The organism is Streptomyces liliiviolaceus (assembly GCF_018070025.1).
Lineage (GTDB): Bacteria > Actinomycetota > Actinomycetes > Streptomycetales > Streptomycetaceae > Streptomyces > Streptomyces liliiviolaceus.
In genome coordinates this window covers 1585801-1612092 of sequence record NZ_JAGPYQ010000002.1, presented here as the reverse complement: position 1 = coordinate 1612092, position 26292 = coordinate 1585801, and the positions used below count along the sequence as shown (strand labels likewise).

At 68.5% G+C, this 26292-nt stretch carries 28 protein-coding genes; 12 read left to right on the top strand and 16 right to left on the bottom strand.

Going from position 1 to position 26292, the window contains the following annotated elements; genetic code table 11:
- Window positions 1–11: 11 nt before the first annotated feature.
- Window positions 12–542, bottom strand: coding sequence for a PadR family transcriptional regulator (locus J8N05_RS42555; protein WP_210892802.1), 531 nt, complete (start codon window positions 540–542; stop codon window positions 12–14).
- 135 nt (window positions 543–677) lie between these two features.
- Between J8N05_RS42555 and J8N05_RS42550 the strand changes: the two genes are divergently transcribed.
- The gene (locus J8N05_RS42550; protein ID WP_247706914.1) at window positions 678–1406 is read left to right on the top strand and encodes a DUF6308 family protein; all 729 of its coding nucleotides are present in this window, start codon (window positions 678–680) and stop codon (window positions 1404–1406) included.
- Between the two features lie 23 nt (window positions 1407–1429).
- On the opposite strand, the gene J8N05_RS42545 is transcribed toward J8N05_RS42550, so the two are convergent.
- Together J8N05_RS42545 and J8N05_RS42540 are read right to left on the bottom strand one after the other, a co-directional pair.
- Window positions 1430–2590, bottom strand: a complete 1161-nt coding sequence (locus J8N05_RS42545; protein ID WP_210892800.1) for a hypothetical protein — start codon at window positions 2588–2590, stop codon at window positions 1430–1432.
- Window positions 2591–2658: 68 nt separating this feature from the next.
- Window positions 2659–3342: a TetR/AcrR family transcriptional regulator gene (locus J8N05_RS42540; protein WP_210892799.1), complete on the bottom strand. Its 684-nt coding sequence runs from the start codon at window positions 3340–3342 to the stop codon at window positions 2659–2661.
- A gap of 131 nt (window positions 3343–3473) precedes the next feature.
- Here J8N05_RS42540 and J8N05_RS42535 point away from each other — a divergent pair, with 131 nt between their 5' ends.
- Complete coding sequence (locus J8N05_RS42535; protein ID WP_210892798.1) at window positions 3474–5111, top strand: aldehyde dehydrogenase family protein; 1638 nt, start codon at window positions 3474–3476, stop codon at window positions 5109–5111.
- 83 nt (window positions 5112–5194) lie between these two features.
- Here the strand turns inward: J8N05_RS42535 and J8N05_RS42530 are convergent, their stop codons facing one another.
- Window positions 5195–6367, bottom strand: coding sequence for a serine hydrolase domain-containing protein (locus J8N05_RS42530; RefSeq protein ID WP_210892797.1), 1173 nt, complete (start codon window positions 6365–6367; stop codon window positions 5195–5197).
- Between the two features lie 418 nt (window positions 6368–6785).
- On the opposite strand from J8N05_RS42530, the gene J8N05_RS42525 reads away from it, so the two are divergent.
- Window positions 6786–7847, top strand: a complete 1062-nt coding sequence (locus tag J8N05_RS42525; RefSeq protein WP_210892796.1) for a GNAT family N-acetyltransferase — start codon at window positions 6786–6788, stop codon at window positions 7845–7847.
- A gap of 86 nt (window positions 7848–7933) precedes the next feature.
- Here J8N05_RS42525 and J8N05_RS42520 read toward each other — a convergent pair whose 3' ends face one another.
- The gene (locus J8N05_RS42520) at window positions 7934–8932 is read right to left on the bottom strand and encodes an RNA polymerase subunit sigma-70 (protein WP_210892795.1); all 999 of its coding nucleotides are present in this window, start codon (window positions 8930–8932) and stop codon (window positions 7934–7936) included.
- 198 nt (window positions 8933–9130) lie between these two features.
- Here J8N05_RS42520 and J8N05_RS42515 point away from each other — a divergent pair, with 198 nt between their 5' ends.
- Together J8N05_RS42515 and J8N05_RS42510 are read left to right on the top strand one after the other, a co-directional pair.
- Entirely contained in the window at window positions 9131–9739 is a 609-nt protein-coding gene (locus J8N05_RS42515) for an NAD(P)-dependent oxidoreductase (protein WP_210892794.1), read from the top strand.
- 127 nt (window positions 9740–9866) lie between these two features.
- Window positions 9867–10649 carry an inositol monophosphatase family protein gene (locus tag J8N05_RS42510; RefSeq protein ID WP_210892792.1) on the top strand — a complete coding sequence of 261 codons (783 nt, stop codon included), beginning with the start codon at window positions 9867–9869 and terminating at the stop codon, window positions 10647–10649.
- A gap of 55 nt (window positions 10650–10704) precedes the next feature.
- Here the strand turns inward: J8N05_RS42510 and J8N05_RS42505 are convergent, their stop codons facing one another.
- Complete coding sequence (locus J8N05_RS42505) at window positions 10705–11979, bottom strand: prolyl oligopeptidase family serine peptidase (protein ID WP_210892790.1); 1275 nt, start codon at window positions 11977–11979, stop codon at window positions 10705–10707.
- A 740-nt stretch (window positions 11980–12719) separates the two neighbouring features.
- Here J8N05_RS42505 and J8N05_RS42500 point away from each other — a divergent pair.
- The 6 genes from J8N05_RS42500 (at window position 12720) to J8N05_RS42475 (ending at window position 17192) form a co-directional block, all read left to right on the top strand.
- On the top strand, window positions 12720–13232 hold the full coding sequence (locus tag J8N05_RS42500; protein ID WP_247706913.1) for a sigma-70 family RNA polymerase sigma factor: 513 nt from the start codon (window positions 12720–12722) through the stop codon (window positions 13230–13232).
- Window positions 13233–13949 (top strand): hypothetical protein, encoded by a 717-nt coding sequence (locus J8N05_RS42495; RefSeq protein ID WP_210892788.1) that lies wholly within the window; start codon window positions 13233–13235, stop codon window positions 13947–13949.
- A 157-nt stretch (window positions 13950–14106) separates the two neighbouring features.
- Window positions 14107–14259, top strand: coding sequence for a hypothetical protein (locus J8N05_RS42490; protein ID WP_210892786.1), 153 nt, complete (start codon window positions 14107–14109; stop codon window positions 14257–14259).
- 341 nt (window positions 14260–14600) lie between these two features.
- Window positions 14601–15674 (top strand): ArsR/SmtB family transcription factor, encoded by a 1074-nt coding sequence (locus J8N05_RS42485; protein ID WP_210892784.1) that lies wholly within the window; start codon window positions 14601–14603, stop codon window positions 15672–15674.
- 141 nt (window positions 15675–15815) lie between these two features.
- Complete coding sequence (locus tag J8N05_RS42480; RefSeq protein WP_210892782.1) at window positions 15816–16247, top strand: hypothetical protein; 432 nt, start codon at window positions 15816–15818, stop codon at window positions 16245–16247.
- 69 nt (window positions 16248–16316) lie between these two features.
- Window positions 16317–17192 (top strand): hypothetical protein, encoded by an 876-nt coding sequence (locus J8N05_RS42475; protein ID WP_210892780.1) that lies wholly within the window; start codon window positions 16317–16319, stop codon window positions 17190–17192.
- A gap of 22 nt (window positions 17193–17214) precedes the next feature.
- Here the strand turns inward: J8N05_RS42475 and J8N05_RS42470 are convergent, their stop codons facing one another.
- The 4 genes from J8N05_RS42470 to J8N05_RS42455 all read right to left on the bottom strand — a co-directional run bounded on the left by J8N05_RS42470 (window position 17215) and on the right by J8N05_RS42455 (window position 19678).
- On the bottom strand, window positions 17215–17583 hold the full coding sequence (locus J8N05_RS42470) for a GNAT family N-acetyltransferase (RefSeq protein ID WP_247707011.1): 369 nt from the start codon (window positions 17581–17583) through the stop codon (window positions 17215–17217).
- A gap of 117 nt (window positions 17584–17700) precedes the next feature.
- A complete protein-coding gene (locus tag J8N05_RS42465) occupies window positions 17701–18258 on the bottom strand; it encodes a GtrA domain-containing protein (RefSeq protein WP_210892775.1) in 558 nt (185 codons plus the stop codon).
- 138 nt (window positions 18259–18396) lie between these two features.
- Complete coding sequence (locus J8N05_RS42460; protein WP_210892773.1) at window positions 18397–19158, bottom strand: hypothetical protein; 762 nt, start codon at window positions 19156–19158, stop codon at window positions 18397–18399.
- 100 nt (window positions 19159–19258) lie between these two features.
- Complete coding sequence (locus J8N05_RS42455; RefSeq protein WP_210892771.1) at window positions 19259–19678, bottom strand: hypothetical protein; 420 nt, start codon at window positions 19676–19678, stop codon at window positions 19259–19261.
- 1139 nt (window positions 19679–20817) lie between these two features.
- Here J8N05_RS42455 and J8N05_RS42450 point away from each other — a divergent pair.
- Complete coding sequence (locus J8N05_RS42450; RefSeq protein WP_210894253.1) at window positions 20818–20997, top strand: DUF397 domain-containing protein; 180 nt, start codon at window positions 20818–20820, stop codon at window positions 20995–20997.
- 13 nt (window positions 20998–21010) lie between these two features.
- Here the strand turns inward: J8N05_RS42450 and J8N05_RS42445 are convergent, their stop codons facing one another.
- The 6 genes from J8N05_RS42445 to J8N05_RS42420 form a co-directional block, all read right to left on the bottom strand.
- Entirely contained in the window at window positions 21011–21862 is an 852-nt protein-coding gene (locus tag J8N05_RS42445; RefSeq protein WP_210892769.1) for a helix-turn-helix domain-containing protein, read from the bottom strand.
- Window positions 21863–22573: 711 nt separating this feature from the next.
- On the bottom strand, window positions 22574–23416 hold the full coding sequence (locus J8N05_RS42440) for a DUF6461 domain-containing protein (protein WP_210892767.1): 843 nt from the start codon (window positions 23414–23416) through the stop codon (window positions 22574–22576).
- 78 nt (window positions 23417–23494) lie between these two features.
- Window positions 23495–23980: a hypothetical protein gene (locus J8N05_RS42435; RefSeq protein ID WP_210892765.1), complete on the bottom strand. Its 486-nt coding sequence runs from the start codon at window positions 23978–23980 to the stop codon at window positions 23495–23497.
- A 79-nt stretch (window positions 23981–24059) separates the two neighbouring features.
- Window positions 24060–24665, bottom strand: coding sequence for an SMI1/KNR4 family protein (locus J8N05_RS42430; protein WP_210892763.1), 606 nt, complete (start codon window positions 24663–24665; stop codon window positions 24060–24062).
- Between the two features lie 108 nt (window positions 24666–24773).
- Complete coding sequence (locus J8N05_RS42425; RefSeq protein ID WP_210892761.1) at window positions 24774–25064, bottom strand: hypothetical protein; 291 nt, start codon at window positions 25062–25064, stop codon at window positions 24774–24776.
- A 175-nt stretch (window positions 25065–25239) separates the two neighbouring features.
- Window positions 25240–26238 (bottom strand): bacteriocin fulvocin C-related protein, encoded by a 999-nt coding sequence (locus J8N05_RS42420; RefSeq protein ID WP_210892759.1) that lies wholly within the window; start codon window positions 26236–26238, stop codon window positions 25240–25242.
- Between the last annotated feature and the right edge of the window lie 54 nt (window positions 26239–26292).

The window sequence follows — 26292 nt, the reverse complement described above, 5'->3', positions numbered from 1 at the left end:
TCCGGAGTCTTTCAGGAGTGTGCGAGCGGCTCTTCGCCGAGCACCTCGCGCAGCCAGGCGCGTTCGGCGCGGCTGGTCGCGCGGGCCGTGAGGAGGAGGCCGCGCCGGTAGGGGTCGGCAACCTCCTCGGCGCGCAACGGGCGATCACCGTCGTAGAAGAAGCTCGCGGGCTCCTCCAGGAAGGCAAGGCGCCGACGCAGCACCGCGTGCTGTTCGGTGACGTCGGGCAACTGCGAGAGGAAGGACAGCACCGTGTGGAACCGGCTGAAGTCGGTGATCTCATGGTCGGCGGGCTTGCGCAGCCGCTGGAGCAGGTCGACGCGACCGGCCTCGGTCAGGCTCAGCAGATAGCGGGCCGCACCCGCGCGCGGGTCGGGCCGCCGTTCCAGCAGGCCCGCCTTGGCGAGGCGGTTGATGGCCGGGTAGAGACTGCCATCACTGACCGGACGGGTGTAGCCGGTCAGCTGTGTGACACGGCGGCGCACCTCATGACCGGCCAGGGAGCCTTCGGCGAGGAAGCCCAGGATCGCGAGTTCCAGCATGGCTCCATCCTCGCACACGGTACATCGTTTCGATGTGGACATCGAAACGATGCCGCCGATTCCGTGGGCGCCGCGCGTGGTCATCGGGCAGTATGGCCCGCTCGACCCGCCCCTGAGCAGTACTGGAGACCGTCGATGAAGACGACAGACGCGACAGACGAGACGGCCACGGCTGAGACAGCAGGGGCGACTGGTCTTCCGCCGTCGCTGGCGGGACGTCTGCACGCTTTCATCGAGGATTCGCAGGCCTCGACGGATCTACGGCGCTACTACGGCATCGGCCTGTCGCCGGGCGCCGCGGCGTTCACGGGCAGTCGTTTCGAGCATCTGGCCGGTGGGGGAGACCTGCCGGAGACAGCCGACGCGATGACCGCGGCGGACCTGATCGCGGTGCAGACCCTGTCGGTCACCGTCCCGGCAGACGCCGCACTGAACCTCCTGGAAGGCAGTACCGGCAGGGAACTCTCCGAGCATCTCCGCGCAATTCCCGCAGACGTGGACATGGCCGAATGCGGTGAGGGCGATCTCGGCACCGACTCGCCGGCCGACCGGGCCTGGGGCCTCCTGCACGCCCAGCCCGGCATCGGGTGGGTCACCGCGGGGAAGCTCCTCGCCCGGAAGCGGCCCCGCCTGTTGCCCGTTTACGACCGCGTCGTGCGCTGCGCCGTCGGCCGACCGGACTCGTACTGGCTCGCCCTGCACGCCGCCCTGCGTGCCGACGACCGTCTCCTGCACCGTGACCTGTTGGCCTTGCGGGACGCTGCCGGGCTCCCCCGGTCCGTCAGTGCCCTACGGGTCTGCGACGTGGTGGTCTGGATGCGGCATCGCAATGATCACCAGAAGGCGAGCTGTGTCCCCCGGTGATCACCTGGTGCACCTGCCGGCCGTCACACGTCCTGTCTGTTCGGGTCTCGCAGGCGGTCGAATCCCTTCCTCAGGGCGTTGAGCGGTGAGCTGATCGCCTTGGGTGTCTCCGGTGCGGGCGACCGGGGTGTACCGCCACCGCTCGTGAATTCGGCCAGGGCGGCCTGAGCCGCGTCGGCCGCCTCCCGGTAGAGGTCACAGGACTTCGTCATGGCGTCGAGGGCTTCGGCGTACTTGACGGCCATGCTCTGCGCGTGGGTCAGTTCCTCGTCCGGCGTCAGCAGATGCCAGCCCTTGCGCAGTTGGGTCAGGGCCTGCTCGGCGCCGTCGGGCAGCGGACGCGGCAGGTTGGCGAACTCCTCGATGAGGGCGAGGAGTTCCGTGGGTTCGGAGCCGTCCAGGAAGACCGTGTGCACGCTGAAGTGCTCCGCGTCGTGGTCCCGGCCCCGCGGGTGGACGGGCAGGATGACGGCGCCGCCGCGCTGCATCCGTACGCCCAGTTCCCGTTTCATCGCGAAGTCGGCGGTCTCCGCCTGCGCCGGAGTGGCCCGGTGCTCGACGACCCGGTGGCGCAGGCTCGGCGGCAGGAACGCGGAGACCGGCCGCTGCCCGCTCGCGTCGGGCGTCATGGCCTCGTGCACCACGACATGGATGTACCAGGTGTCGCGCGTGCAGTCCCGCAGGTGGCGGCGCAGCTCGCTGTCGTCCGCCGGCAGGCGGTTCGCCGTCCGCAGACGCACCCCGGGCACCGCGTCGTGGTCCCAGGCGACCCGGTCGCTGTCGGGCCAGAACATGGTGGCGGGCGAGGGCCACCGGAAGTCCCACGGCAGCTCCGCCTCGGCGGCCAGGATCCAGGTGACCGCCTCGTCGTCCGCGCGGCGGCCCCGATGCTCGTACGTGGTCAGCTGCGCGCGCACCATGACGCCGTCCGCCACGCGCCAGCGGGCCTCGAAGAGCCGGCGGGCCGACGGACCGGGCGCGGCGGACTCCTCGCGCGGGTACAGGACGGTGGAGCGGGACGCCTCGACGGGATCGAGGTCCGCGAAGTCGTCGAGGACCCCGGCTGCCTTGAGGGCGATCAGGTTGCGCCGGACGTCCTGCTCGGGATCGGTCCCGAGATGACGTCCGCGTGCCAGCCACACGGTGCCGGGGACGGTCGTCGTTGTGCTGCTGTTCTTAGCCATGGAACCGTTCTGTGGAAGATCAATGCCCTTACCAGTATGGCCCCTCCCGGCGGACACGCGGTGCTGCGTCAGGCCGCGTCGGCCGTCTCCGCGACGAGGCCCCTGAAGAAGGTGGCGATCGCCGCCTCGAACGCCTCGGCGAAGGCCGGGTGCATGAACGCCAGACTTGAGTCGGCCCGGAAGGCGGCGAGCTGCGCGGGAGCGGGGCGGCTGCGGGTCCACAGGGCGCCGACGAGGATGATGACCATGTGCGCCGCGCGCAGCGCCCGCTCGGCGTCGAGCTCGGGGAGCAGGTCGCGCAGCCGCTCGGCCAGCCAGTGGATCGCGTCGCGCGAGGACCTCTTGTACCGGGCCGCGACCTCGACGGAGACGTTGTGTTCGAGGATCGCGTGCTGCGCACTCAGCAGTTCGCACAGCATCGGGTGCGCGGCGAACGTGGTGGCCAGTCGTGCCGCGACCTGGCGCGCGCGCACCGGAGCCGGGGCGGACGGGTCGGCCCACCCGGGGAGTGTCCCGGCGACGTCGGCCCGGTAGCGGGCGGCCGCCTCGGAGAGCAGGTCGAGCAGGACCGCCTCACGGGACTCGAAGTAGCGCGTCATGGCGGACTTCGCCAGCCCTACGCGGCGGCTGAGTTCGTTGAGGCTCACCGCTGCCACCGGCATCTCGTCCAGCATGCCTGCCGCGGTCTCCAGGATGCTCCGCCGACGCACCGCACGCTGTTCGTCGCTCCGCGCACGCTGGAAGGTAGCCATCCCCCGAGAATAGTCGACCGCCGGTCCATTGACTGTGGACCGGCGGTACATTAATTTCAATGTACCGCCGGTCCACTATTTATCGATGGCCGGGTGGACACGCTGCCGCCGGCCGAGGGAAGGGGCATGTCATGGAGGTCACTGCGGCTGTCGACCGGGTCGACCCCGAACGGTGGCGGGCCACGCCGCCGGCGGAGCGGCTGAGGCTGCTCCGCCTGGTCCGGGCGAACATCGACCGGCATTTCGACGAGCTGACGTCGGCGGACTGCCGCGCGAAGGGCATCGACCCGGCGGACCCGGCCGACGCCCACCAGGTGGGCACGAGCATCCAGCGGGTCCTGGTGCCGATGGCCGCGAACGTCTCGGCCGCCATCGACCTGTACGAGGGACTGGTCCGCGACCGCCCGCTCCAGCCGCTCGCGGTCACCCCGGCCGGGGACGGCCGCTTCGACGTCCGGGTCTCCCCGCGCGGGAAGGACCGCCTGCTCAACAGCGACCGGACCGACTTACTGCGCGTCGTCGGAGAGCCTCGCAGGGTGGACCCGTACGCGAAGCCCGGTGGCATCGTCGCCGTACTGGGGGCGGGGAACGTCGCGTCGTCCTTCGAGATGATCAGGGCCCTCTTCGTCGACAGTTGTGTGGTCGTCCACAAGCCCCACCACCTCAACGAGGACGCCGACCGGGTGTGGGAGAAGGTCCTGCAACCGCTCGTCGACGTCCACGCGGCCTCCTTCTGCCCCGCCGCGGAAGGACCCGCACTGACCCGGGACCCCCGCCTCTCGAAGATCTACTTCACCGGCGGGACCGCCTCCGCCAAAGCCATCATGGAGGCCACGGACACCGAGCTGGTCTCCGAGTGCGGTGGCAACAACCCGTGCGTCGTCGTCCCCGGCGACCGCCCGTGGACCGAGCGGGAGATCCGCCACCAGGCGCTCCAGATCGCCACCATCGTCACGATCAGCGGCGGCTCGATCTGCGGCCGTACGCAGACCCTGGTGACGAGCCGGCACTGGCCGCAGCGGCGGCAGTTCCTGGACGCGATCACCGTCGCCCTGCGCGACCTCACGCCCGGCTCCAGCACCGGCTACCCCGGGGTCGACAAGACCTTCGAGGCCTTCCGCGACGCCTACCCGGGCGGGCGGCTCATCCAGCCCGTGGACGACCGTCCCGCCTCACAGGTCATGGTGATCGAGGACGTCGGCACCCAGGGCTTCGCGCTCGACCACGAGGCGTTCTGCCAGGTCATGAGCGAGGTCGCGCTCGATGTCGCACCCGATGCCGGGACATTCCTTCCCGCAGCGGCGGAGTTCGCCAACGAGAACCTCCTCGGAACCCTCGCCGCGACGATCCTCATCGACGAGGACACCAAGAAGGCCCACGCGGCCACCGTCGACCGCGCGGTCACGGATCTCCGCTACGGCGCCATCGGGGTCAACACGATGCCGCCGATGATCTGGACGAACCCCTACCTCATCTGGGGCGGCAACGAGGAGGGCCGCGAATTCGTCTCCGGTCGCGGCAACTTCGGCAACCTCCTGGGGTATGAGAACGCCGAGAAGTCGATCGTGGTCAGCGGCTTCACCTCGCCGGGCCACCTCCTCATGACGAACAAACGGGACTGGCTGGACCTGTCGACGCGGTTCGCCCGCTACGCCGTGCGCCCCACGTGGCCCCGTCTGTCCGCCCTCGCCCTCGCCGCGACGCGCGGGCTCTTCCGCCGAGCCGGTCGGCCTGACGCGTCACGCCGAGGACGGCGCGCGACGACTTGATCGAGGAGGCGCCTGATCGAGGGAGGCCCTTGAGGAGGTGGTGCATGAGGAGGCGGTCCTTGAGAAGGCGGTGCCTGAGATGCCTACGGCTTGCGCAGCAGCGCGCAGACGAAGTTCTCCTCGACGGTCCGCAGCCGCTCCAGAAGTTCCGGCTTGGTCGACTTGTTGACCTGGGTGGTGAGGGAGACGGTCAGTGACCGCTCGCCGTCCGGGGTGGCCGCGATCAGCTGTGTGTAGCCGGGGAAGTTGCCCGTGTGGCCGTACACCACGCCGCAGCGGGTGGTGTACCGGAAGAGGGCGAGACCGGCCTTGTTCTTGCCGGGACCGGCAGGTTCGGACGCGCCGTCCACCCAGGTCAGCTGCTGGCGGCGGGTCCGGTCGGAGATCAGCTTTCCACCGGCGTAGGCGCGGATGAAGGCCGTCATGTCCTTCGGCGTCGAGATGATCCCGCCCGACGCCCACACGCCCGACGTGCCCAGCACCTCGCTGACGTCCTCGGGCGGATTCTGCGCGGTGACGTCGTAGCCGTGCATGTACGGCTCGGGCATCCGGTAGCCCTGCGGCAGGCTGGTGCCGCGCAGTTCCAGCGGGCGGTACACGAGCTCGTCGAGCAGGTCCTCGTAGCGCCGGTCCGTCACCGCCTCCGCCATGAGCGCCACGGCGATGTTGTCGGAGTTGGAGTAGGCGTACCGGGAGCCCGGACGGAACGCCAACGGCTCGTCGGCCACGAAGTCCAGCAGGCGGCGGGAGTTGAACTGGCGGCGCGGGTTCTCGGTCACCAGGGCCAGGAACTCGGGGGCCGCGCTGAAGTCCGGCAGTCCGCTGGTGTGGTTGAGCAACTGTCTCAGCGTGACCCGATGCCATGCGTGCGGCAGCCGGGGGAGCACCTTGCCGATGGTGTCGTTCAGCCGCAGGTCCCCGCTGTCGACGAGGCGGAGGGCGGCGGCACCGCTGTACGCCTTGGCCGTGCTGGCGATGCGCATGTGGTCGGTCACCTTGATCGGACGGTCGCTGCCGGTCTCGGCGACGCCGGCCCGGTAGACCTCGGTGCGGGATCCGCGCTTGAGGACGGCGATCGCTCCGGGCGGTCCGTCGGGCGCGGTGGTCAGATCCTGCAACTGCTGCCGCAGCGCGCGGTCATGACCCGCGGGACCGTCCGCGGCGCGGGCCGCATCCTGTACCGGAGCCGCCAGGCAGGCAGCGGCCAGCAGGGTGGCAAGTGGGAGACGGACCTGCGGAAGGCTGGGAACTCGCACGGAAGGACTCCTGAAGCGTGAGCACGGTGGGATGTCAGAACCACGAGCCGCCGTCAGAACCACTGACCGAGCTTCCGGACCCACCGGTCTTCCAGCACCAGCGTGCTCGTCACCGGAGGCCCTTCCGATTCATCCCATAACACGATGTACAGAAACAAACCGATGGCCAGAGATCCACATGACGCGGCCGTACTGCACCTCAACGAGTGACACGCCCAGCGTAGAAGGTCTGCTCGGCGATCCAGACGCAGACCCAGTCCCGCGGGGATCGGTTGATCTCCTGGAGTCACGGCAGGCGATACTGAGCGACACAGAGCGCGACCTCCGCGATGTCGTGCCCATCGACCTCAGGACCGCCTCCGTCGTCGCGCCGGGCGCGGCCCCCCGGCGGCCGGTCCCAGCACAGAGGAGTTGCTGAGTGGCCCGTACGACTGGACCCGTTCTGCGCACCCAGAGGCTCGTGTTGGAACCGATCCGCCGCGCGGACAGCGACGATCTCTTCGAGGCCGTGGTCAGCCAGGACAGTGTCATGCGATGGCTGGCGACCGGCCGGGCGGACAGCAGGGACGCGGCCAGGGCCATGTGCGACGACCACGTAGCCCACTGGAGCAGACACGGTTACGGCGACTTCGCGGTCAGGGATGCCGCGACGGGCGCGTTCCTCGGCCGGGTGGGACTGCGCAATCGGGCCCGGCACGGGGTCGACATAGGTTTCGCCGTGCATCCGCGGGCCCAAGGCCGCGGGATCGCCGCCGAGGCGGGCGCCGCGTGCCTGGACCTGGCGTTTCGCCGCCTCGCGCTCCCTGCCGTCTTCGCGTTCGTCCTGCCAGGCAACACCGCCTCGACCGCGGTATTACGCCGCCTGGGCGCCCAGCCGGACGGCACTGTCGAGTCCAGCGGCCTGCAATGCCTGCGCTACCGGTTCGCCCCGGCCACGTCCAGGAGGCAGGTGACGCAAGGCAGTTGTACGAACCTTCAGCTGATCCATGCGCCGGTCCCAGGCTCTCCGACCGACCGGGCCGCACTCCACGACGGCTTGCCCGACCCCTTCGGGGTGAACGGACTCGGCCTGGAGTGGGCCGACAAGGAGCACACCCTCACGGCTGTCTCCGAAGGCCGACCGGTCGCCACCGCGGGATGGCTGCTGCGGGACATGACTTTCGACGGATCGCCACGCCGCGCCGCCGGGCTGGGCGGTGTGCTGGTGCACCCCGTCCATAGAGGCCGGGGCATCGCCCGTACGCTGATCAGCGTGGCGGTCGAACACGCACGGGCGGCCGACGCGGAAACGATGATCCTCCTCTGCCGCCCTGCCCTTGTCCCGTTCTACACGGACCTGGGATGGCGCCGACTGTCCGTGCCCGTCACAGCCCAACAGCCAGGCGGCGCACGGACGTTGCCACTGCCCACCATGACCTTCGACCTGACCGGACTGCCTGCCCCCACCCTGAGCACGGACCTGCGAGGCCTCCCCTTCTGAGCCCTCGGACGCACTGAGCGGGCTCTGCCCCGAGGTCACGTTGCGGCTCAGGGGCGGCGCGGTTGCCGCAAGCGTCCGCGTCGCGGCTACTCCGTGCCGTCCGCCGGCAGGCGTTGCGGCAGCCCCAGGCCTGGGAATCGGTCCTCGTGGAACGTGGTGATCTCCGTGATCGTTCCGCCGGTGACGCGGAGGACGTCGATCGTCAGTGGCAGGTACGCGCCCTCCTGTTTCTGCCAGAGGTAGAAGGCGACGGCGGGCTGTCGGTTCACGGAGGTGGGGACGGCGCGCAGGCCCTTCATGCCTTCGAAGCCGCTCTCCACCCAGTCGTTCACCACCGCGTCACGGCCGATGTACAGGCCCGGCGTGGGGGGCATCGAGCAGCGGACGTCGTCGCGCAGCAGCGCGGCGAGGCCCTTGACGTCCGTGGCCACGCTGGCGTCGGTGTAGCGGCGTACCAACTCGCGCGTACCGGCGTCCTGTTCGCCGCCGGTCCAGTCCTGCCGCTCGGCGGGCAGATGCTCCCGCAAGCCCGCGCGGGCCCGCTGCAGCGCGCTGTTCACGGAGTTGACGGAGTCCCCGAGGTGCTCCGCGACATCCTTCGCCGGCCAGCCGAGCACGTCCCGCAGGATCAGCACGGCCCGCGGGCGCGGCGCGAGGTGCTGGACCGCGACCAGGTACGCCAGCTCGATCGTCTCCCGCGCGACGGCGACGGCCTCCGGCTCACCCGCACCGGCCGCGGGCAGTTCGTCCAACAGCCGGTCCGGGTAGGGCTGGAGCCACGGCACCTCGCCGCCGGTCGCGGGCTCCGGGCGGTACTTGGCGAGCTGGTCCAGGCAGGCGTTGGTGGCGATCCGGTACAGCCAGGCCCGGAACGTCGACCGCCCCTCGAAGGTCTCCCGCCGCCGCCAGGCACGGAGGAACGTCTCCTGCACGGTGTCCTCGGCGTCCTCGAACGACCCCAGCATCCGGTAGCAGTGCACGTGCAGCTCCCGCCGGTGCCGCTCCGCCAGCCCCGAGAACGCCGGCTCGTCGACCTCGCCCAACCCGCTCACGTCCAGTTCCTCCAGCCGCATGTCCGCACCCATCACGTCATCCTTCCGCCGCGTCGTACCCGTCGTAGGTGTGACGGCTCCAGGCGTGAAAACTCATCACCAGGGTCCGCCGGCGGTGTGACCGAGCGCTGCTCCGCCCTCTCGTGTTCGGCACTCGATTGCGTCTGGGTTAATCGTCGGTTCAGTTATGTGCACTTGATGTTAAGTGGGGACCTCCCTAACGTTCTCGACATGAACCTCACCGTCCTCGCGGCCTCCGGCCAGACCGGAATCGCCCTCACCCGACAGGCGCTGCGGCGCGGTCACACCGTGACCGCCATCGCGCGTGACCCCGAGAAGATCGCCCTGCCCGACTCCCCGAACCTGCGCAAAGTGGCGGCCGACGTGCACGACGCGGCCAGCATCGCCGCCGTCGTGGACGGGGATTCCGTGGTCCTTTCCGCCCTCGGTACGGATCGGGCCGGGACCCTCCTGGCCGGCGCCCGGGCTGTCGTCGCCGCCGGCCCGCGGCGCGTGATCTGGCTCGGTGCCTACGGCACGGGCGAGTCGGCCGCAGTGGCGGGAGAGGGGGCGGGAATGCTCGCCAAGGTGCTGGGCGACCGCCTCGCGGACAAGGTCGAAGCCGACAACACCGTTCTCGCGGCCGGGGGCACCGTCTTCCACGCGGGGATGCTCGCCGACGGACCGGAAAGCCCCGGCCGTCGCACCGTCGGCCTGGAGGCCGGTCTTCCCCTCGACCTCGGTGCGAAGGTGAGCCGGGAGACCGTGGCCGCGGCGATGCTCGACGAAGCAGAGGTGCCTGTTCATCCGGGTGCCGTGGCCCTGCCGTTGGCGGAGTAGTCAGCCGGCTGCGATCTCTTCGAGCAGAGCGTCCAGCACGGTCAGCGGATTCAACTCCCCTTGCCTGGCCGCAGATCGCAGCAAGACATAAGACATAGATCCCTTTCGATCGATTTCAGGAGCGTCCATGAGTCAGGAACTGCTTGCCGCCACCGTCGCCGCCGTCCGCGCCGCCGGCGCCCGGATGATGACGCGCTACTCCACCGAGTCCCGTCCGCCCGCTCTCCCCGAACTGCTCGCGAACCTCCAGGCCAATGACGCGGCTGTCGTCGACGTGTTGCGGCCGGCGCTGACCGAGGCGCTGCCCAGCGGGGGCTGGCTCAACGACGAGCACGGCTCGGGGCCGCTGGCCACGGGGGAGTGGTGGCTCATCGACCCGGTCGGTGGCAACGTCAACGCCGTGCACGGCATGCCCGACTGGAACATCGGCGTGAGCCTCGTCCGTGACGGCCGCCCGGTGCTGGCGGTGGTCTACTTCCCGGTCCTCGACGAGATGTTCACCGCGACCGAGGACGGCGGGGCGTTCCTCAACGGCGTACGGCTGCGGGTCTCGGCCAAGACGTCACTGGACGGCGCACTCGCAGGGACCGGCCAGGCGCAGCCGGGTCACGACCCCGAACTGGCGCAGCGGATGGGCTCCGCCTTCGCCGCGATGACGAACTCCGCCCTGTACGTACGGGTTTCCGTACCGGTCACCCATCAGCTCGCCCAGGTCGCCGCGGGCCGGATGGATCTGCACTGGCAGTTCGACAACGTCCGGTCCCACGCGGCAGGTGTGCTGCTGGTCCAGGAGGCCGGAGGCGTCGTGACCGACTTCGAGGGCAAGCCGTGGGAACTGGCCGCCGGGAGCTACCTCGCCGCCGCGCCGGGTGTGCATGCCGCCGCGCTGGAAGTCCTGACCTCCGCCTGAGGGCCGACCGCGACCGGGAACCACTCGCCGCGCACCACTGAACGCGGCACCCCTGTCAGCGCCGTTGCTGGGCGGCCATCCACTGCCAGATGTGAGTTCCGTCGAGGCTGGGGTCGTTGCGGGCGACGTAGATCCACGACCAGTGGCCGGAGAACTGGTAGCCGTCCCAGACGACATGGTCGTAGAGCGTCACGAGCGAGTCGGGGATGAGGTCGTGCGCGTGGACGGTGTTGGCCTGCGGATCCACGGTGAGGTCGTCGCGGGAGGCGACGAGCCAGCTGGGGGTGCTGATCTTCGTCAGTTCACTGTCGGGGATCAGCGGCGGGCCGCCGGGCGGGAAGGATCCGACGACGCCGCAGATCGGCACGGACGCGGCGAACAGAGTGGGATAGACGGTGGTCATCTTCATACTCATGTAGCCGCCGTTGCTGCAGCCGACGACGTAGATCCGGTCGTGGTCGATGCGGTTGCCGCGCGTGACGTCACCGATGATCTCGCGGATGAGGGGCGCGAAGCGGGGACCGTCCTGCATCCAGGCGGAGGTGCTCTGCGGGGCCAGGACATAGGCCCCGTCGAAGATGCGCTGCGCTTCGGGGGTGGCGAAGCCCAGTGCGCCGCGGTTGGCTCGGAGCGTGGTCTCGTTGTCGTAGTAGTCGGGTAGCGAGGCCCCCTCGCCTCCGCCGTGCAACCAGACGATCAGCGGGCGCCTGCCCCGTCGGGAGGCGTGGGCGCCGGTGGGGGAGTACAGCCGGTACTTCATTCCCGAGCCGGAGATGTGCGAGCTGAACGCGTCGACCTCGGGGTCCGACAGCCGACGGTTCTGCACGAAGCTCTTGATGGTGATCGGTCGGTGATCGCGCAGGACGAACGGGGCCTGCTGGGTGACGGTGTAGGTGAGGTCGAGCATGACGTTGCGGCCCCGGCCGGCGATGTATCCGAGAGTGCCGCCCCCGGTCCGGCCCTCGGCATGGCTCAGGTCGAGCACGATGTCGCCCCGGCGGTCGAGCCGTACCGCGGTCACCGTGCGGTCGAGGTCGTACTCGCCGAAGATGACGTCGCCGTCGGCGACGGGGATCGGACTCGTGGCCTTGGCGTGCACGGTGAAGGTGCCGGTGGTCAGGCTGGCGGGATCGATCGGCCCGAGCCGGGCGGCCTCCAGGGTGACCGAGGTGACCTGTTCACCGCCGTCCAGCACCTTGGCGTTCAGGGTGAATCTCAGGCTGCTGATCGCACGGTCGTCGGCGTACGCGGAGACGCCGGGCAGGGACAGCCCGGCGGCGGCGCCCGTGCCGGCGGCCAGAAGGGTGCGACGGCTGAGCGGTGTTGCCATGCGGACTCCTTGAGTGGGGGGCTTCATCGCGGCCTGCTCGCCGAGTTCGGCGTGGGGGCCGCTGAGGAGTTGACGGCGGCCCGCCCGTACCGGATCAGGACGGTCGGTGTCATGAGCAGCACAGAAGCGAGCACCGTCGGCACGTTACCGGCGCCACCGCGCAGCGGACAGGTGCTGCTTCGGCTTTTCTCCGGACGGCGAGCGCGTTGCGAGTCCGGCTCCCTGCGGGCGTCCTCGCGGTGCGCGTGGGGGACTGACTGACGCGCGTAGCACGGACTGTCACATCGAGGGCGGCGGAGGCCGAGTGGAAGGGGCGGAGCGGAGGGTGCGCGCGCCGCGGACTTCCGGCGGCTCAGGCCGTTCGCGAACCGACAGCGTTGTCAGGCATGGTGACGCGTCGAATGCAGGCTGTTTCATGTGCGAACACTGCATTTATTCACTCGTTCGAGTGGATCTGCCTGAGTGGATTCGCTGGTTCCGCGAGTGAACTGCAACACAGTTGAGCCAGGAGAGGCGTAGACCACCTCGTGGCGCTCGCGGGGAAGTCGCTGGCCACTCTGCGTTACCAACGGGTAGGCGGCGGATTTGTGCATTGTTCAAGTACCGCTCTGTCATGTTCGCCCTGCCACGCATGCGTGTTCGCCCGTTCGGGCGAGTTTCATAGGCGACGTCAGAAGGCGCCGCAGATGCGCATCTCGTAGCGCGGAGCCGTTCGCATCTTGCCTCAACGAAGAGGATCCATGACTGACGATGCCCGTGCGGGGGTCGGTGGAAGCCCGGTGACGGCCACCGGTGTGCTGCCCTTCCCGCTGGATTTCGAGGCGCTCTATCTGAAGAACCGCGAGCACTACCACCGGTTCGCACTAGCCATTCTCAACGATCAGCAGGACGCCGAAGACGCCGTCCACCGTGCCTACTTCGAGATCCTCGCGCACTGGCCGGACCTCCTGGCCGACGGCAACGTCCACCAGCAGACGTGGGCGATCCTGCGGCGCACCGTCATCTCCGAGAAGCTGACGAACTACCGGGGCAACTTAGCCGAACTGACCGAGGACAACGACGTGGCGCGTGCCCTGTGCACCCTGCCGTCGCGGCAGTTCGACGTCACGGTCCTTCGGTACCTGTGCGGCTGTGCCACCGCCGACATCGCCTGGTACCTGGGCGTGTCGGCCAGCACCGTCGACTACCACGGCCGCAAGGCCAAGCAGCGACTTGAGCAGGCCATGCCCGGCCGTATCCGAAGGAGCAACTGAATGAGCGTTCAGAAGGGATCCGTCGCGCACACCGAACAGGTGCTGGCCGCGGCCGGCCGGCGCCTGCGCGCCCGACAGCCCGCGTTCGACGTGGGCGCCGGACTGCTCCGCCTGGCCCGCGAGGCCGGCTACAGCCCTGTAGCCGACACCGGCCCGTCCGTCTCCCGTGCCCTGCGCCATCTCAAGGAGTTCGTCAGCTGGAGCCTCGACCAGCCCGGCGCCACCACACACGTCGAGCGGTACGCCGCGACGCTCGGCGAGAGCGACGCCTACCGGCTGCTGACGCGTGACCGGGACACCGAGGAGGTCGACCTGGACGGCGCGCACGTCTTCGCCTGCATGCTGTACCTGGCCGGGCACCCCGAGAGCGCGCAGTTCTGGTGGCGCTTCACCGCCGGGGCCGGTTTCGGCGCCAGCGCCCTGTGCCTGCAACTGCTGCACAGGTCCCGGGGTGAGACCGCGGAGGCCGAGCACTGGCGCGAGATGCTGCTCCTCGTCGTCGACCTGGACGACGATGTCGCCGTGAAGACGACGTTCGTCACCACGGTCGGCAGGTTCGCGGCCTACACCCGGCGCCACCGGCCCCCGGCGCCCGTCACCCCGGCCCTCGACGCCGAAGTGCGCCGCCTGGCGACGCAGGACGACGCCGACCGCCTCGTGTGCCGGCCCGACGCGGGCCTCGCCCGGCGCCTGCAGGACTGCACCGGCTCCCTCTGACCTCGTACGGACGACTCGTACGGGCGACCCGTACGGACGCCCCGTACGGACGAATCGAACGGACGAGAAGCCCGCCGGCGGTCCCGGGTTCCTGGGCCACCGACCGCCGGCAGGCTTCTCCTCACGCCCCAGAAGGACGTGCGACACCATGAAGCGTATGTCTCCAACTGCCCTTTCCAGCAAGGGATCACGCCGCAAACGCCGCCGTCTGCGCGACGCCGCCACCTTCGCTCTCCTGCGCGGCCTGGCGTACGGCCTGGGCACCGGGGCGGCCGGCCTGCTCCTGTACTGGCTGCAGCCGTACCTGTGATCGCTCGCTTGTGCGCGTCCGGCTGCCGGCCGGTGGGGGCGGGCCGCGCAGTTCCCCGCGCCCCTGAGGGGGCCTGCTCTATGAGACAGGCCTCCACCAGCCCGCTCTTAAGGGGCGCGGGGAACTGCGCGATCGACCCCCACCGACCCGCAGCCGAACACGCAGCCCTAGCCACCCCACCCAGCCCAGTCCCACCCCCGCGGCGCGCGGATCGTGGCCGAGACCCGTGGGTCGTCGGTGACAGCGGGGAACGGCCGGATCCGGACGTTGTCCCCGGTGCGGGAGAAGGCACAGGCTGCTGCCTGCCGGGCGGGACGACTAGTCGAACCGGGGGCCCTGCCATGCTGCGCATCCATTTCACGCCCGACGACCTGAGCCTCATCCGGGTGGCGAACACACCCGACCCGCTCTGGGAGATCACCTCCAGCCTGCACCGCCTCCAAACCACCCAGGGCCGTTGGGCCTACGCCCACTGGCACCGCGCGACCAGGGAAGCCCTCGCCGGCACCCGGCTCGGCGCGGCCGTCCGGCGGCTGCTCGTCCCGGTGCTGCCCAGGGCCCGTTACTGGCCGGACTTCCTCTCCCCGCAGGAGTCCGCCGACGGGCTCGAACCGGGACTCGCCGCGATCCTCGACACCCCGCCCGGCCGCGTCGCCGACGAGGTCGCCCTGCTCGCCCGGTACGGCCGGGCCCCCGCCTGGGCGCACCGGCTCACCGAACGCCACTTCCGCGGGGAACTCGTGCGGGTACTGCGCGACTACCACGACACCGTCGTCGCCCCGCACCAGGAGTTCATCGGCGCCTCGCTCGCCGGCGAACGCGTCCTGCTCTCCCGCGCCCTCCTCGACGGCGGTGTCGGCGGCCTGCTCAGCGGCCTCTCGCCCGCCATGCGCTGGCGTCCGCCGGTCCTGCACGTCGACTACGTGCAGGACCGCGACCTGTACCTCGGCGGACGCGGACTGCGGCTCGTACCCTCCTACTTCTGCTGGCAGTCACCCGTCTCGCTGGCCGACGACACCCTCCGGCCGGTACTGGTCTACCCGCTGCACGACAGCCGGCCGGCCGCGCCGCCCGAGCGTTCGGAGGCCTCCCTGTCCGCGCTGCTCGGCCGCACCCGGGCCGCCGCCCTGCACACCCTGGCCCGCGGCGCGACCACCTCCGAACTCGCTCTCCACCTCGGCGTATCACCCGCCACGGCCACCCATCACACGACCGTGCTGCGGGACGCAGGCCTGGTACGCAGCCGACGGGTGCGGAACACCGTCCTGCACACCCTCACCCCACTCGGCGCGGCCATGCTGCGGCCGCCGGACACGGCACATTCGAGTCAGAGCCGGTCGGGCGCCCGACCTCTCGCCGAGGCCCCGGACACCTCAGCGGCCCCACCGGACGCGTACGCCCCGCCGGAGCGCTGAACTCCGCCGTCCGGCCTGGGACTTTCGAGCCGATTCGAAGGTCGTGGTGGCGCCGGGGCGGGCGCTGCGAGTGTTTCCCGCGGCACCGCACGGGCCGGTTCGGCCATGGCCCGTGCCCCGACCCCAGAGGGGACACGAAACATGTCGAAGAGGAGAACCATCAACCGCGGCCTGCTGGCGGGGGCGCTGGCGTTCGTCTGCGCCGGCACCGGCGTGGCGCTCGCCCCCGTGGCGTCCGCCGCCCCGGCTGCCTGTACCGCCTCGGCCATCACCACCGGGGAGTACGAGAGCCAGGGCACCGTCCGCAACAAGTCCGCCACCAGCACCTGCGGCGACCTCAACCTGACGTACTCCCTGAACAGCAGCTCGCGGCTGTACGACTACTACGCGGGCCGCCTGCGTCGTTCCGACGGAACCTGGTTCACCTGCGCCAAGCGCTACGTCCAGGCCTATGACGGCAACCACAGCATCAACGACTCCACGTACTGGCTGTGCACCGACGTCAACGACAACACGCCGTTCAGCGTGTCCAGCCTCCTCGAAGGCGGCGACAGCGTCACGATCACCCACTGACCTCGGCCCAGACCCACGGGGTGCCGCCCGCCCGGCGGCGCCCCGCCCCGGCGGAAGGACGGAACGGACGTGCCCCGTACGACTCCTGCGAGCGTGGCCCTCGCGGCGACGGCCGCGCTGCTGCTCGGCGCGTGTTCGGCCACGACGGAGCCGACCGCCGCGACCGGACCCGTACCGGGGCCGACCGCCACCGTGGCACCCGCCCGGGTGACGCATACCCTGCCCGACGACCCGGCGCTCATGGTGCTCCCCGCGACCGGGGCTGAGTCCCGCTGGACTCAGGGCCTGGACGTCCTGGGACAGCAGGTGACACGCTCCGTCGCCGCCGACTGTGCCCGCGAGGCCGGAACCGGGCTGCCGCCGGAGCCTCCGCTCGCCTTCATCTCGTACGCCGAACTGCCCGACCTCGCCTACCTCGGCCGGCACGGCTTCGGACACGGCACCGAGGTGCCGGTGCCCGCGGCGAGTGCCACTCCGGTGCGGACGGGCAGCGACGCGGAGATCCGTCGCTGCCGTGCGCGCGGCGAGGCCGCGGGCGAGAAGGTGCGGGAGGCCTATCTGCCGTTGCAGCGGCTGTGGTTCGGCGAACTCTCGGCCTCCCGGCGCGACCCCGCCGCCGTACGGGCTCTGCGCACCCTGTCCGGCTGCCTCACCGACAAGGGCTACCGGGTCCGCGACGAGGAGGCGTTCTTCGCCCTCGTCGACAGGACCATGATGAACGCGAGCACGGCGGACTACGCCCGTCAGGACCGCGCCCTCGGCAGCGCGTACGCCACCTGCATGCGCCCGGTCGAAGCCGTCCGCGAACCACTCCGGCGGACATTGCGCCGTCAATTCCTGGACAGGCACGCGCAGGAAGTCCGGAAACTGCGCGCCGCACTGGTCCCGACCGTGCGCGACGCGGAACGGACGTACGGAGCACGGCTGATGTTCCCGACGCCTTGACCGGAACCGTGCTCCCCGGCTCTCAAGCGACCTCGACGCTGATTTGAACGCCCAACTCCGCGAAACCCAATGCACCGGCAACGCGCCGGGAGGCGGGCGTGCGCGCACGCCACTGCGGCAGCAGCCCGCCGACGAGGGCCTGGCCGACAGCCGCCGAGCCCGTCACCCGTGCCAGCCCTCGCCCGCGTGCTTCCGGCGCGGTCAGGACGCTGACATGCGCCGTATGCCTCGGCCAGGCCCGGTATCCCGCGGCAGCAACCACGCGGCCATGCTCACGGACCACGAACGCGCGCGACGTGATCGCGTCCAGAGAAGCCTCACCGGCGTCGCCATCACCGGCCGCTTGCTCCAAGGTACGCAAGTCCGGATGAGCGGCGGGCAGTTGCTCCACCGCCAACGCACCAGCTTCCACCGGCCGAAACCCCACCGGGGACACATAGGCGAGCACCGCGGGCCCGAGCACCCGCTCAGCCCGTTCAGGGTGCCGACCTGATGTGCAGTCAGCCGATCAGGCCCCGGCTGCGAGTACCAGCCGAGAACCGGGCACCTGCGTGAGTGACACGCGCGCGATGGTCAGCGGGGCCGTGGCCTGTGCAGGACGGCGCCGGGAGGCCTTGCTCGGCCTCGTCCGGTCGCGGTCACCTGCGAAGACGAACACCCGCAGCACCAGGAACCGCCCCACCCCCGCGAGCCCGGAAGCCGCGAGGTAGACGATCTGCTCGGTGAGCACCCCGGGCGACGACTGCACCAGGTGCAGGGCCAGTACGGCGAGGGAGGTTACCGCGTAGGCGGCCGTCGCCGACCCCGCCGACTGCCAGTGCCGCCGCCACCCGGCCCGCTTCCCGGTCCCGAAGGTGAACAGCGCGTGCAACTCGGTGCACAGAGCGGTCGACACGACAGTGATCACCGCGTTCGCCACCACCCACGGCATCGCCCCGGCCAGCAGTGCCACCGCACCGCTGGACAGCACCCCGACACCCCCACCGCACACCACGAACCGCACGAAGGAGACGAACGCCCCGGGAGCGGCCACGCCCGTTGCCTCGGTGCTCGTGATGCTGCTCATGCCGCTTCCGATCTGCTCGCCTCGTACAGCTAACGCACGTAAGGCTACGAGTGTTAGCTGTCTATTTCAAGGGGCAGTGGGCATGAGGCGCAGAACAGGAGCTGCACCCATCGCCGACGGGTGCAGGATGGGTGCAGCTCACTTCGGCAGTACGGCCTGGGCGGCGGTGAGTTCTGTCCGGTTCATCGCCGCGACCCGGGCCAGCGCTTCGTGGTTCCGGTGGATGAGCGACCGTTGGACCGCTGCTTCAGCCGTGAACCACACGCCGACGAGATTCGTCCGCTTCTTGCAACCGACATCGGTCTTCGCGGTGTCGCGCTCGGCTGTCGACACGGCGGTGCCCTGGAAGCGCGGGTCCTTCGGTGGGTCGAGCGGATTGGCATAGTCCAGTCCGTTCGCCCGCATGCACCGGGACCACTGCCGCGTCACGGCCTGGACGTCCTTGTTCTTGACCGACCGTTCATAGCTCTCCGTCGACAACGACTGGGCCAGACCCCGATCCACGTCGCCGGGGCCACCCGCCCGTAACCGCCGCCCGGCCTCCCCTGCGCATCCTCCCTCCGGAACGGCGAGGCCCTTGACCCGGCTTCCTCCCTTACCGGTCAGCGCGATGCGTTCCCGTGGCCCCGGGTCGGCGGCCGAGGCCGGCCCGGCCGGGGCGCGCAGCCGGTATCCGCGGACCGCCGCTTCCGCCGGGTCGGTGATCCCGTACCGACGCTCCGTCCAGCTCGACAGGCCGCCGCCCGTTTCCCCCTCCGCAACGGGCGGATAGTCGAACCCGAACCTGACCATGCACCGCCGTACGAGCACCCGATGCGCCTCGGTTACCTTCGTCGTCTCGCCGGGGGACAGCAAGTACGCGTCCAGCGGGAGCCGGAGCCCGGTGCTCCGCAGCAGCACGGGTACCTCTTCGGGTTCTTCCCGGCGGTCTGCGGAGCACCCCGCGGTGAACGCGGCGGCGGCAGTCAGGATGAGCGCCACCACGATCCCGCGCAACGGACTACGTCCAGTAGATGGACTCGACATTGCCCCGGTAGGTCACGTTGTACTGGCCGCCGGTGTTCGGGGGCGCACCCGCGCAACTGCCCGTGTAGTTGGTGCCTGTGCAGATCACGGCGCTGCGCGTCGAGTCGTAGTTCCAGCCCCACTTCGCGGTGTTGCCCAGTGGCGAGCCCTGACCGAGACCGGGCGTGGTGTAGACGTTGTTGTTGAGGTTGGCGTCGGCGACAGAGAAGTCGGACAGGCTTCCGTTGCCGAGGATGTTGCTGGCGAAACAGTATTCGCCGCCGGTGCACACACCGTCCTGATTCGCCTGGACGGTCGAGGGTGCTGCGACCGCCGACGAGGGGATCAGTACGCTCACCGCGGCGCCCACCGCGAGCAGCGCACCGCCTAACTTGCCAATGGTTGACGTGATCATCGTGTGCCTTCCGTGATCTCCGGGCGCCGGAAGCGCCTTGGCCGTGCACCATCCTCACGGTGTCGGCAGGCCACGTCTTCGTGACTTCACCAGCAACAGGCACCCGGAACGACTCCGTCTTTTGTCATTCCTCACGAGCCATCGCGGAGAGGCCGGCACGGGTCACCTCAGGCATCGCAGCAGTGCTATGCGCAGGGGTAGTTCACCGGAGCAACTGTCCAAGGGGCTGTGACGCGACGACCGGGACGAGATGGGGAATCTCTTCACGAGATTGACGAACTTGGTAGCTCGGTAGGCCGGCACATCCTGGGCGGTCCAATAACGAAGGCAGGTGATCGTGCCAAGGAACCGTTCGATGGGTTCGCCGCGACCATTGAGCCCGTGATTCGATCATTCCTGATGATCACTGTACGGGCTTAGCTCCCCGCAACTTGACCATGATCAACCACCACGGGCTCAACACTTTGCCGCCTACTGCGCACGGGCTCATGGACCGGGTTTACGAGCGCAGTGCTCGCAGGATTTCGAGGACGAGCAGAGTGACTGCGATGAAGGTTCCTCCGGCGCACTTGACGACGTCTAGGGGTTCGGTGTGCATGACGCCGGCAACCAAAGCAGCGGCGAAGGCCACAGTCAGACCAGTGAGGAGCGCGATGAGAACCAGCAGTATGCGGTGCGGGGGTGGCGCGGAGGAGGGGGGTGGAGTCATGATCACTGCCCCCTTCCCGAAGCCGTGATCGGCATCGTGTGCTGGTGGGCCGACCGTGACTGCAAGCGCAGATCGGTGGCAGGGTCGCTGTGGACGTGGATCGGGCTAGTATCTGGCATGAGGCTTCCTTCGTCCGTTCACTGCGGGAAGGTGCTTCACCTGGAGGAGTTCTCGATTTCAAGCTGTGCCGGCTGGATCGGGAACTCCTCCTTCGAACTCGTTTTTATGTGCGGGTGCATGGCTTGTAACAGCCTTGCCTATTTGGCTCGTGATGAGTCACGTTGTTTTGTAAGACGTAGGTTCCTCCTTCTTGTGCCGTGGTGGGCGAGTGGCGCTCGAGCGGCCTTGGCGGTTGCGTCGTCTAGCGTCATACGGCGGGGTAGGCTCAAACACGTAGGACATGCGGGGGAGGTAGGCCTTGTCGGATCCGATGCGTTCCTGGCGTAAGAGTTCCTTCAGTGAGAACACTAATTGTGTGGAAGTAAGCCCGTGTGAAGACGGTGTTGTGGTGCGAGATTCGAAGTGTTGTGATGTTTTTTTGCTGACCGTGAGCCTTCCCTGTTGGTGGTATTTTCTCACCGCGATCCAGGACGATCGCGGAATTTTGTAGACTCGTCGACCGTCTATACCGGATCATGTTGTAGCTGGAACTCCGTGATTGGAGTTGCGTACTCGTTCTCTACCTCCCAGAAGGCTTCGAGGTAGTCCTCGACGCTGCGGTGTACGCCGGTGGTGGCTTTGTCGCGGAGGATGACGCTGCCGTCCGGGTTCTCCAGGTACACCACCCGGTCCTGTTCTGCGCTGGGGAACTCGAAGATGACATACGGCGAGCGAAGTAGTGGGTACAGGCCGGCTCCAAGAGGGATGATTCCGATCTGTACGTGCTTGAGCTGTGCGATCTCCCGCAGGTGCTCGATCTGGGCGCGCGTCACGGAAGGGGTACCGATGACGCGCCTGAGCGCTGCCTCGTCGATCAGGAAGCGTAGCTCCGTCCCTGTGGACGATTGCAGCAGCCGTTCCTGACGTCGCAGTCGCAATTCGAGGAGCTCTTCCTTCTCTGGCACCACGGACCGGGCCAGGATTGCGCGTGCATATTCCTCGGTCTGCAAGAGTCCTGGGACGAACAGGACTTCATAGTTCCGCACGATTGATGCGGACGCTTCGTAGCCGAGATACGACTTGAAGCCCTCGGAAAGGATGTTGCGATACTCCTGCCACCACGGCTGGCGTCGGGCTTCCTGAGCGTGGGCGATCAGCTCGGCAGCCGTTTCGTCGGGAACTCCATAGAAGGTGATCAAAGCTCTCAGGTCGGTGACCGAGATCTTCGTTCGACCAGACTCCAGCCGCATAACCTTCGACAAGGACCACACCATCTCATCGGCCACATCTGGCTGCGAGTACCCAGCCTTCTTGCGTGCGACCTGCAATTGGGTACTGAGTCGCTTGCGGAGGTACATGGGGTCTGCGTCAGGCATGAAAGTCTCCTTCAGGTGCCTCAAGTCGTCATGCAGCCAAGCTTCCTGACTCTGTGTAAGGCGACCAGGGTCGTTAGGCTACGCGCATTTTTGCTACGTGTCACTATGCCGCCTTCGGCATGGAGAACGGGCCAGATCCGGAGAGGTGGAAGGAGTGGCGTGCGAGAAAAAACGAAACTTCCGTGGCACTTCGTGATGATCCGTGGATGCCGAAGTCACCCGTTTGAGGGATGGCGAAGCTGAAGTCAGTTGATCCGTGTGGTGCCTGACCGAATATTGAGGGCGTTGTAGCTGAGTTGCTGAAGACCTTTCATCGCTGAGGTGGCCACCGGTCGACTTGCCGATGTGATCGTCAACTCTCCACCAGAGTGAGCACGATTTTTTGTGTCAAATAGTGGCTGCGGACCATTTCGCAGCGGGAGGAGATCAGTGCGATCCGGGCCGCAAGGCATTCGGCTCTCTCCGCGTGGATGATGGCATGAACACTAGAGGGTCTAGGCGTCACACGGCCACGCACACACTTTGCCTGATCAGGGCTGTCATAGTCCCGGTCGCCTTGGTGCTCGACTCCACCGACGTGAAGCGCTTTGTTGAGGCCCTGGCTGCCTCACAGGAAGGCTCTGCCCGGACCGTGATCTAGCGGCCTCCATGGCGGCGAGTTCCTTGCGAAGGGCGGCGAATACGTCGGGGCGCTCTTCACGTGCGCGCTCGCTACTCACCTGTCTCGTGATGCGAGCCATCCGTGGCCGGCGGCTTGTCGTAGGTGATCACGATCGGCGCGTTCGCCTCGGCCCGTGCGCGGTCCGATGCCGCCGCGATCTCCTCGTAGGTCCATTCCTTGTACAGACGTTTCCCGTGGGCATCTGTGATGTCGATGACCAGGCCGGTCCACTCCTCGGCGGGCTGATCGGGGACGAGTCCCAGCTCGTACGTAGCCTCCTGGAGGAGGGATTCGGTGACACGTACGCCGGTCAGTCTCTCGGTCAGAGCGAAGGCCGCCGCCTTCATGTCGACGTCCGGGGCGCTCTCGTCTTGCTCTCCCTCGGGCGTCAGCGGGAAGCCCACTTCCCGTAGCAGGGGGACCAGTTCGTCAGGGGTGCTGCCGTCGCGCGACGAAGGGCCCTCGAACGTCGTACGGAGCTCACCGTCCTCGAACCAGTGGAAGAGATGGATCGGTTTGCCGCCGTTGGTCGAGTGCGCCACGATACGGCCGCTCTTCGACAGCGTTTCCACGCTCGGCGCCGCGAACCCCAGGCCACCGTCGAAGCCGAGGACGAGTGTCCAGTCACCGTTCTCGCCCGGAGTGCCGAAAGCGCCCGCGACGTAGGACTGGTCCCAGTAGTCGTGGCCCAGCTCGGCGCGGTGGGCGTCGTCCGCCTCGATCAGTCCGGCCGTGCCCTCCCCGGTACCGCGCGGTTCCGCCTCCATCGCGTGCAGCACCTCAAGCGGGGTCCGGCCTCGTATCAGTGTGAGAGTGTATCCGCTCTCCATCATGTGCCGAAAGAGCGGCGAGGTGCGGATCCAGGCGTAGTCGTGCGCGGTTACCGAGTTCATACGGCGCAGTGTGCCTGATGCCTCTGACAACGCCCGGTGCAAGCCGGTTCCTGCACCTGGACTACCTGGACCTGGTCTTCACGCGATTTCCTGGGCCGCGCCGGGCAGTCCCAGGGCGACCAGGAGGGCTGAGGAGAGCTCTTCCACGAACAGGGCCGACCCGGTGAGTGTCCGCCGGACGGCTTCCTCGTCGGGTGTCAGTCCGGCGGCGGCCGACCAGGCGAGTGCGCCGGCCACGGCGGGTTCGAGGGGGAAGTGCTCCAGTGGTATCTCGTAGCTCTCCGCCATCTCCCGGTTGAGTAGCCCCTCCCAACTGTTGCCGTCCGGTGTGAGGCCCTCGACGAAACCCACATCGCTGTCGTGGAAGGACACCATGAGGGCCGACGTTCCCGTGTGCCGGACGAGATTCGCCATGCTGCGCTGTCCGGCGTCGGCGAAGTCGGCGACCTGCCAGCCCTCCGCCAATGTCTCAGCTTCGTCGATACCCCTGAACCCGGCCGCACGCATGAGCTGGTGCAGTTCGCCCGTGGCCCGGGTCGTCAATGATCCGCCTGAATTTCCCATGATCCGCAAGGTAGACGATGCCTCTGACAAGTCGACGCGTTCTGCTGGGGCGCTGCCAAAGGGAGCAGGGGTGGGCCGGCTACTCCATGGCCTTGTACCCGTGATGGAAGAGCGTGGGGAAGCTCGTGAACTTCCGTAGATCACCGTACTTCGGTGTGAACAGGTACGCGGCCCACTCGCCGTCCGGCCCGATGTCCGCCGGATCGAGCAGCCAGACGTCCTCGCCTGCGGCGACCTCCATGGACCGGCGGAACAGGTCCGCGTACTCGTCGTTGTCGAACTCCTCTCCGTAGAGCGGGATGAGGCTCGCACCGGCCCCGGTATCGCGCATCCACGCGATGCGCGCGCACGGATATACGAGATCCACCCACCCGCTCACCCGTATCCATCCGTCGCTGGCCAGCAAGAACCCGCGGAGACTGGGCGGGAACCGCACGCCGAGCCGACCCTCGGCCGCTGCCACGGTCTCGTCCTGGGCCGGTTCCTCCCCCAACCACCTTTCAAGCCGCCCTCCTTCGTCGAGAGCCTCCACCTCGTCCTCCTCCAAGAGATCGAAAAGCTCTTGGTCGGAGGCACGGTTCCTCAGATACAGCTCGTCGTACCGCCGCAGGTAGCCGCGCCATGCCTCCGGCGTGGTCAACACGGCAGTAACGGCAGCCTCGTTGGACTCATGCATCTCACTCATGCAGCCGATCCTGCCAGTTGCCTATGACAACGCCGCCGAGTGAAGAGGAGGCACACGCTGCACGGCTTCACCCCGATGGGAGGTCAAGCGAGTCCCCCCGCAGTGGAGTCACCACCAAGGCGATGTGCACTTGGTCTGCCCGGCGTTCTTGAGGTAGCCGCATGCGCGGAACTGGTAGCCCGACACATCCATCGTCTTCTTCGCGGCGCTGGTCTTCGAGGTGCCCGGGCCGCGGTCGACGGCGAACGGGCCGCACTGGAGCCACGACGAGCCGCCGTCCGTCGTCCAGTCCATCCACACCAGATCATTGTTGACGGTAGTGCCGCTGATCTTGGCCCACCCGCGCTGCGCTCCGGCGATGGTGCCGTATTCGAGGGTGACGGTACGGCCGGCCCCCATGTCACGGGATCGGACGACCGTTCCGGACCGGTCGTCCGAGATGTCGATGAATCCGGCGGCCCCGCCCGAATCTTGATCACATACGAGGTTCGGCGGGTCGGCGGAACTGGTACACGGTGCCGCACGGTGTCCCGCGCATCGACGCCCGACGGAACAGCGCACAGGATCACCGGCCTCAAGGGCAGGTGCACATGCCGTTGCACTTGTACAGAAGAAGCCAGCCGCAGCCCACGATGGGTTCCAAGCAGTTGCAGGACTTGTAGACGCATCTGACGACGCAGAAGTCGGAGACGGTGGAGCACTCGCAGTCGGGTGCCGCGGCGCGCGAGGCCGAGGGTTCCTGTGATCCGATGCTGGCGAACAGGCCGTGGGCATCATCGCGTCCGAAGGATCGGATCGCGGAGATCCTCAGCTCTTCGAGCCGCTCGTGCACCGCCGGACGTTCGCTTGCCGGTGCTGTGGACGGAGCCGCGAAGACGGAGGCGTCGTCGAGGATGGCCAGAGACTCGTCCAGCACACGAATTTGATCTGCTGTCAGGTCTCCGTGTATCGCGCGGTAGCGCCTCCACTGCTCGCGCCACAGGTCAGCACGTTCGGCCGGTGACAGTTGCTGGTAGGCGGCATTCCGAAAGGCCGCTGGACAGCGGATGAACTCGGCATAGGTGCGCGGGATTTGCTCCGGATGTTTCTGAGCCCATGTCCGGGCCCGTTCGGCGGCTTGGTGGGCGAAGGCGGGGGAACGGCCGGTCGCCACGATGCCGCCTGCGACAGCGAGGCCGGCACCCAGTCGCAGGAAACGCGCCCGTCCCATACCGGCCCGTTCCACCGCTTCCGGGCTACGGGCCTTGGCCCTGCGGCGCAACGTCCCCAGGGCCACAAGCACTCGTGCCCCGGAGCGTGCTCCCAGGCGGCGGGCCAAGGGGACACCCATGGCCGGTCCGGTCCAGGCCCGCACTTCCTCGTCCGCCACTTTCAGCAGGGTCGGCGTCCAATCGGGCTCGGGGCCCAGAGCACGGACACGCCACTGCTGCACTTGCGGGTCGGTCAGCGGCAGCACCTCAAGCCTGCCGTCGCAAGCGGTCCGGACCGCATCGGAGATTTCCCTGCACGTTCCGCACGAGGCGTCGAATGCCACGATCCAGCGAGCGTGTTCTCCTGCCATCGTCTGCTCCATTTCGTCGCTGTCAGGAGAAGATGCCCTCTGTATCGATGCCTGTCGTTACGTGTG

Excerpts from the sequence above, each read along its gene's own strand:
- J8N05_RS42515 (WP_210892794.1), top strand. The coding sequence starts at position 9,131 with ATGAACCTCACCGTCCTCGCGGCCTCCGGCCAGACCGGAATCGCCCTC.
- J8N05_RS42435 (WP_210892765.1), bottom strand. The coding sequence starts at position 23,980 with ATGGGAAATTCAGGCGGATCATTGACGACCCGGGCCACGGGCGAACTG.
- J8N05_RS42555 (WP_210892802.1), bottom strand. The coding sequence starts at position 542 with ATGCTGGAACTCGCGATCCTGGGCTTCCTCGCCGAAGGCTCCCTGGCC.
- J8N05_RS42545 (WP_210892800.1), bottom strand. The coding sequence starts at position 2,590 with ATGGCTAAGAACAGCAGCACAACGACGACCGTCCCCGGCACCGTGTGG.
- J8N05_RS42520 (WP_210892795.1), bottom strand. The coding sequence starts at position 8,932 with ATGGGTGCGGACATGCGGCTGGAGGAACTGGACGTGAGCGGGTTGGGC.
- J8N05_RS42550 (WP_247706914.1), top strand. The coding sequence starts at position 678 with ATGAAGACGACAGACGCGACAGACGAGACGGCCACGGCTGAGACAGCA.
- J8N05_RS42495 (WP_210892788.1), top strand. The coding sequence starts at position 13,233 with ATGAGCGTTCAGAAGGGATCCGTCGCGCACACCGAACAGGTGCTGGCC.
- J8N05_RS42465 (WP_210892775.1), bottom strand. The coding sequence starts at position 18,258 with ATGAGCAGCATCACGAGCACCGAGGCAACGGGCGTGGCCGCTCCCGGG.
- J8N05_RS42420 (WP_210892759.1), bottom strand. The coding sequence starts at position 26,238 with ATGGAGCAGACGATGGCAGGAGAACACGCTCGCTGGATCGTGGCATTC.
- J8N05_RS42505 (WP_210892790.1), bottom strand. The coding sequence starts at position 11,979 with ATGGCAACACCGCTCAGCCGTCGCACCCTTCTGGCCGCCGGCACGGGC.
- J8N05_RS42440 (WP_210892767.1), bottom strand. The coding sequence starts at position 23,416 with ATGAACTCGGTAACCGCGCACGACTACGCCTGGATCCGCACCTCGCCG.
- J8N05_RS42535 (WP_210892798.1), top strand. The coding sequence starts at position 3,474 with ATGGAGGTCACTGCGGCTGTCGACCGGGTCGACCCCGAACGGTGGCGG.
- J8N05_RS42455 (WP_210892771.1), bottom strand. The coding sequence starts at position 19,678 with ATGATCACGTCAACCATTGGCAAGTTAGGCGGTGCGCTGCTCGCGGTG.
- J8N05_RS42485 (WP_210892784.1), top strand. The coding sequence starts at position 14,601 with ATGCTGCGCATCCATTTCACGCCCGACGACCTGAGCCTCATCCGGGTG.
- J8N05_RS42445 (WP_210892769.1), bottom strand. The coding sequence starts at position 21,862 with ATGCCTGACGCAGACCCCATGTACCTCCGCAAGCGACTCAGTACCCAA.
- J8N05_RS42490 (WP_210892786.1), top strand. The coding sequence starts at position 14,107 with ATGTCTCCAACTGCCCTTTCCAGCAAGGGATCACGCCGCAAACGCCGC.
- J8N05_RS42500 (WP_247706913.1), top strand. The coding sequence starts at position 12,720 with ATGACTGACGATGCCCGTGCGGGGGTCGGTGGAAGCCCGGTGACGGCC.
- J8N05_RS42510 (WP_210892792.1), top strand. The coding sequence starts at position 9,867 with ATGAGTCAGGAACTGCTTGCCGCCACCGTCGCCGCCGTCCGCGCCGCC.
- J8N05_RS42425 (WP_210892761.1), bottom strand. The coding sequence starts at position 25,064 with ATGGGGGCCGGCCGTACCGTCACCCTCGAATACGGCACCATCGCCGGA.
- J8N05_RS42430 (WP_210892763.1), bottom strand. The coding sequence starts at position 24,665 with ATGAGTGAGATGCATGAGTCCAACGAGGCTGCCGTTACTGCCGTGTTG.
- J8N05_RS42480 (WP_210892782.1), top strand. The coding sequence starts at position 15,816 with ATGTCGAAGAGGAGAACCATCAACCGCGGCCTGCTGGCGGGGGCGCTG.
- J8N05_RS42540 (WP_210892799.1), bottom strand. The coding sequence starts at position 3,342 with ATGGCTACCTTCCAGCGTGCGCGGAGCGACGAACAGCGTGCGGTGCGT.
- J8N05_RS42450 (WP_210894253.1), top strand. The coding sequence starts at position 20,818 with ATGCGTTCCTGGCGTAAGAGTTCCTTCAGTGAGAACACTAATTGTGTG.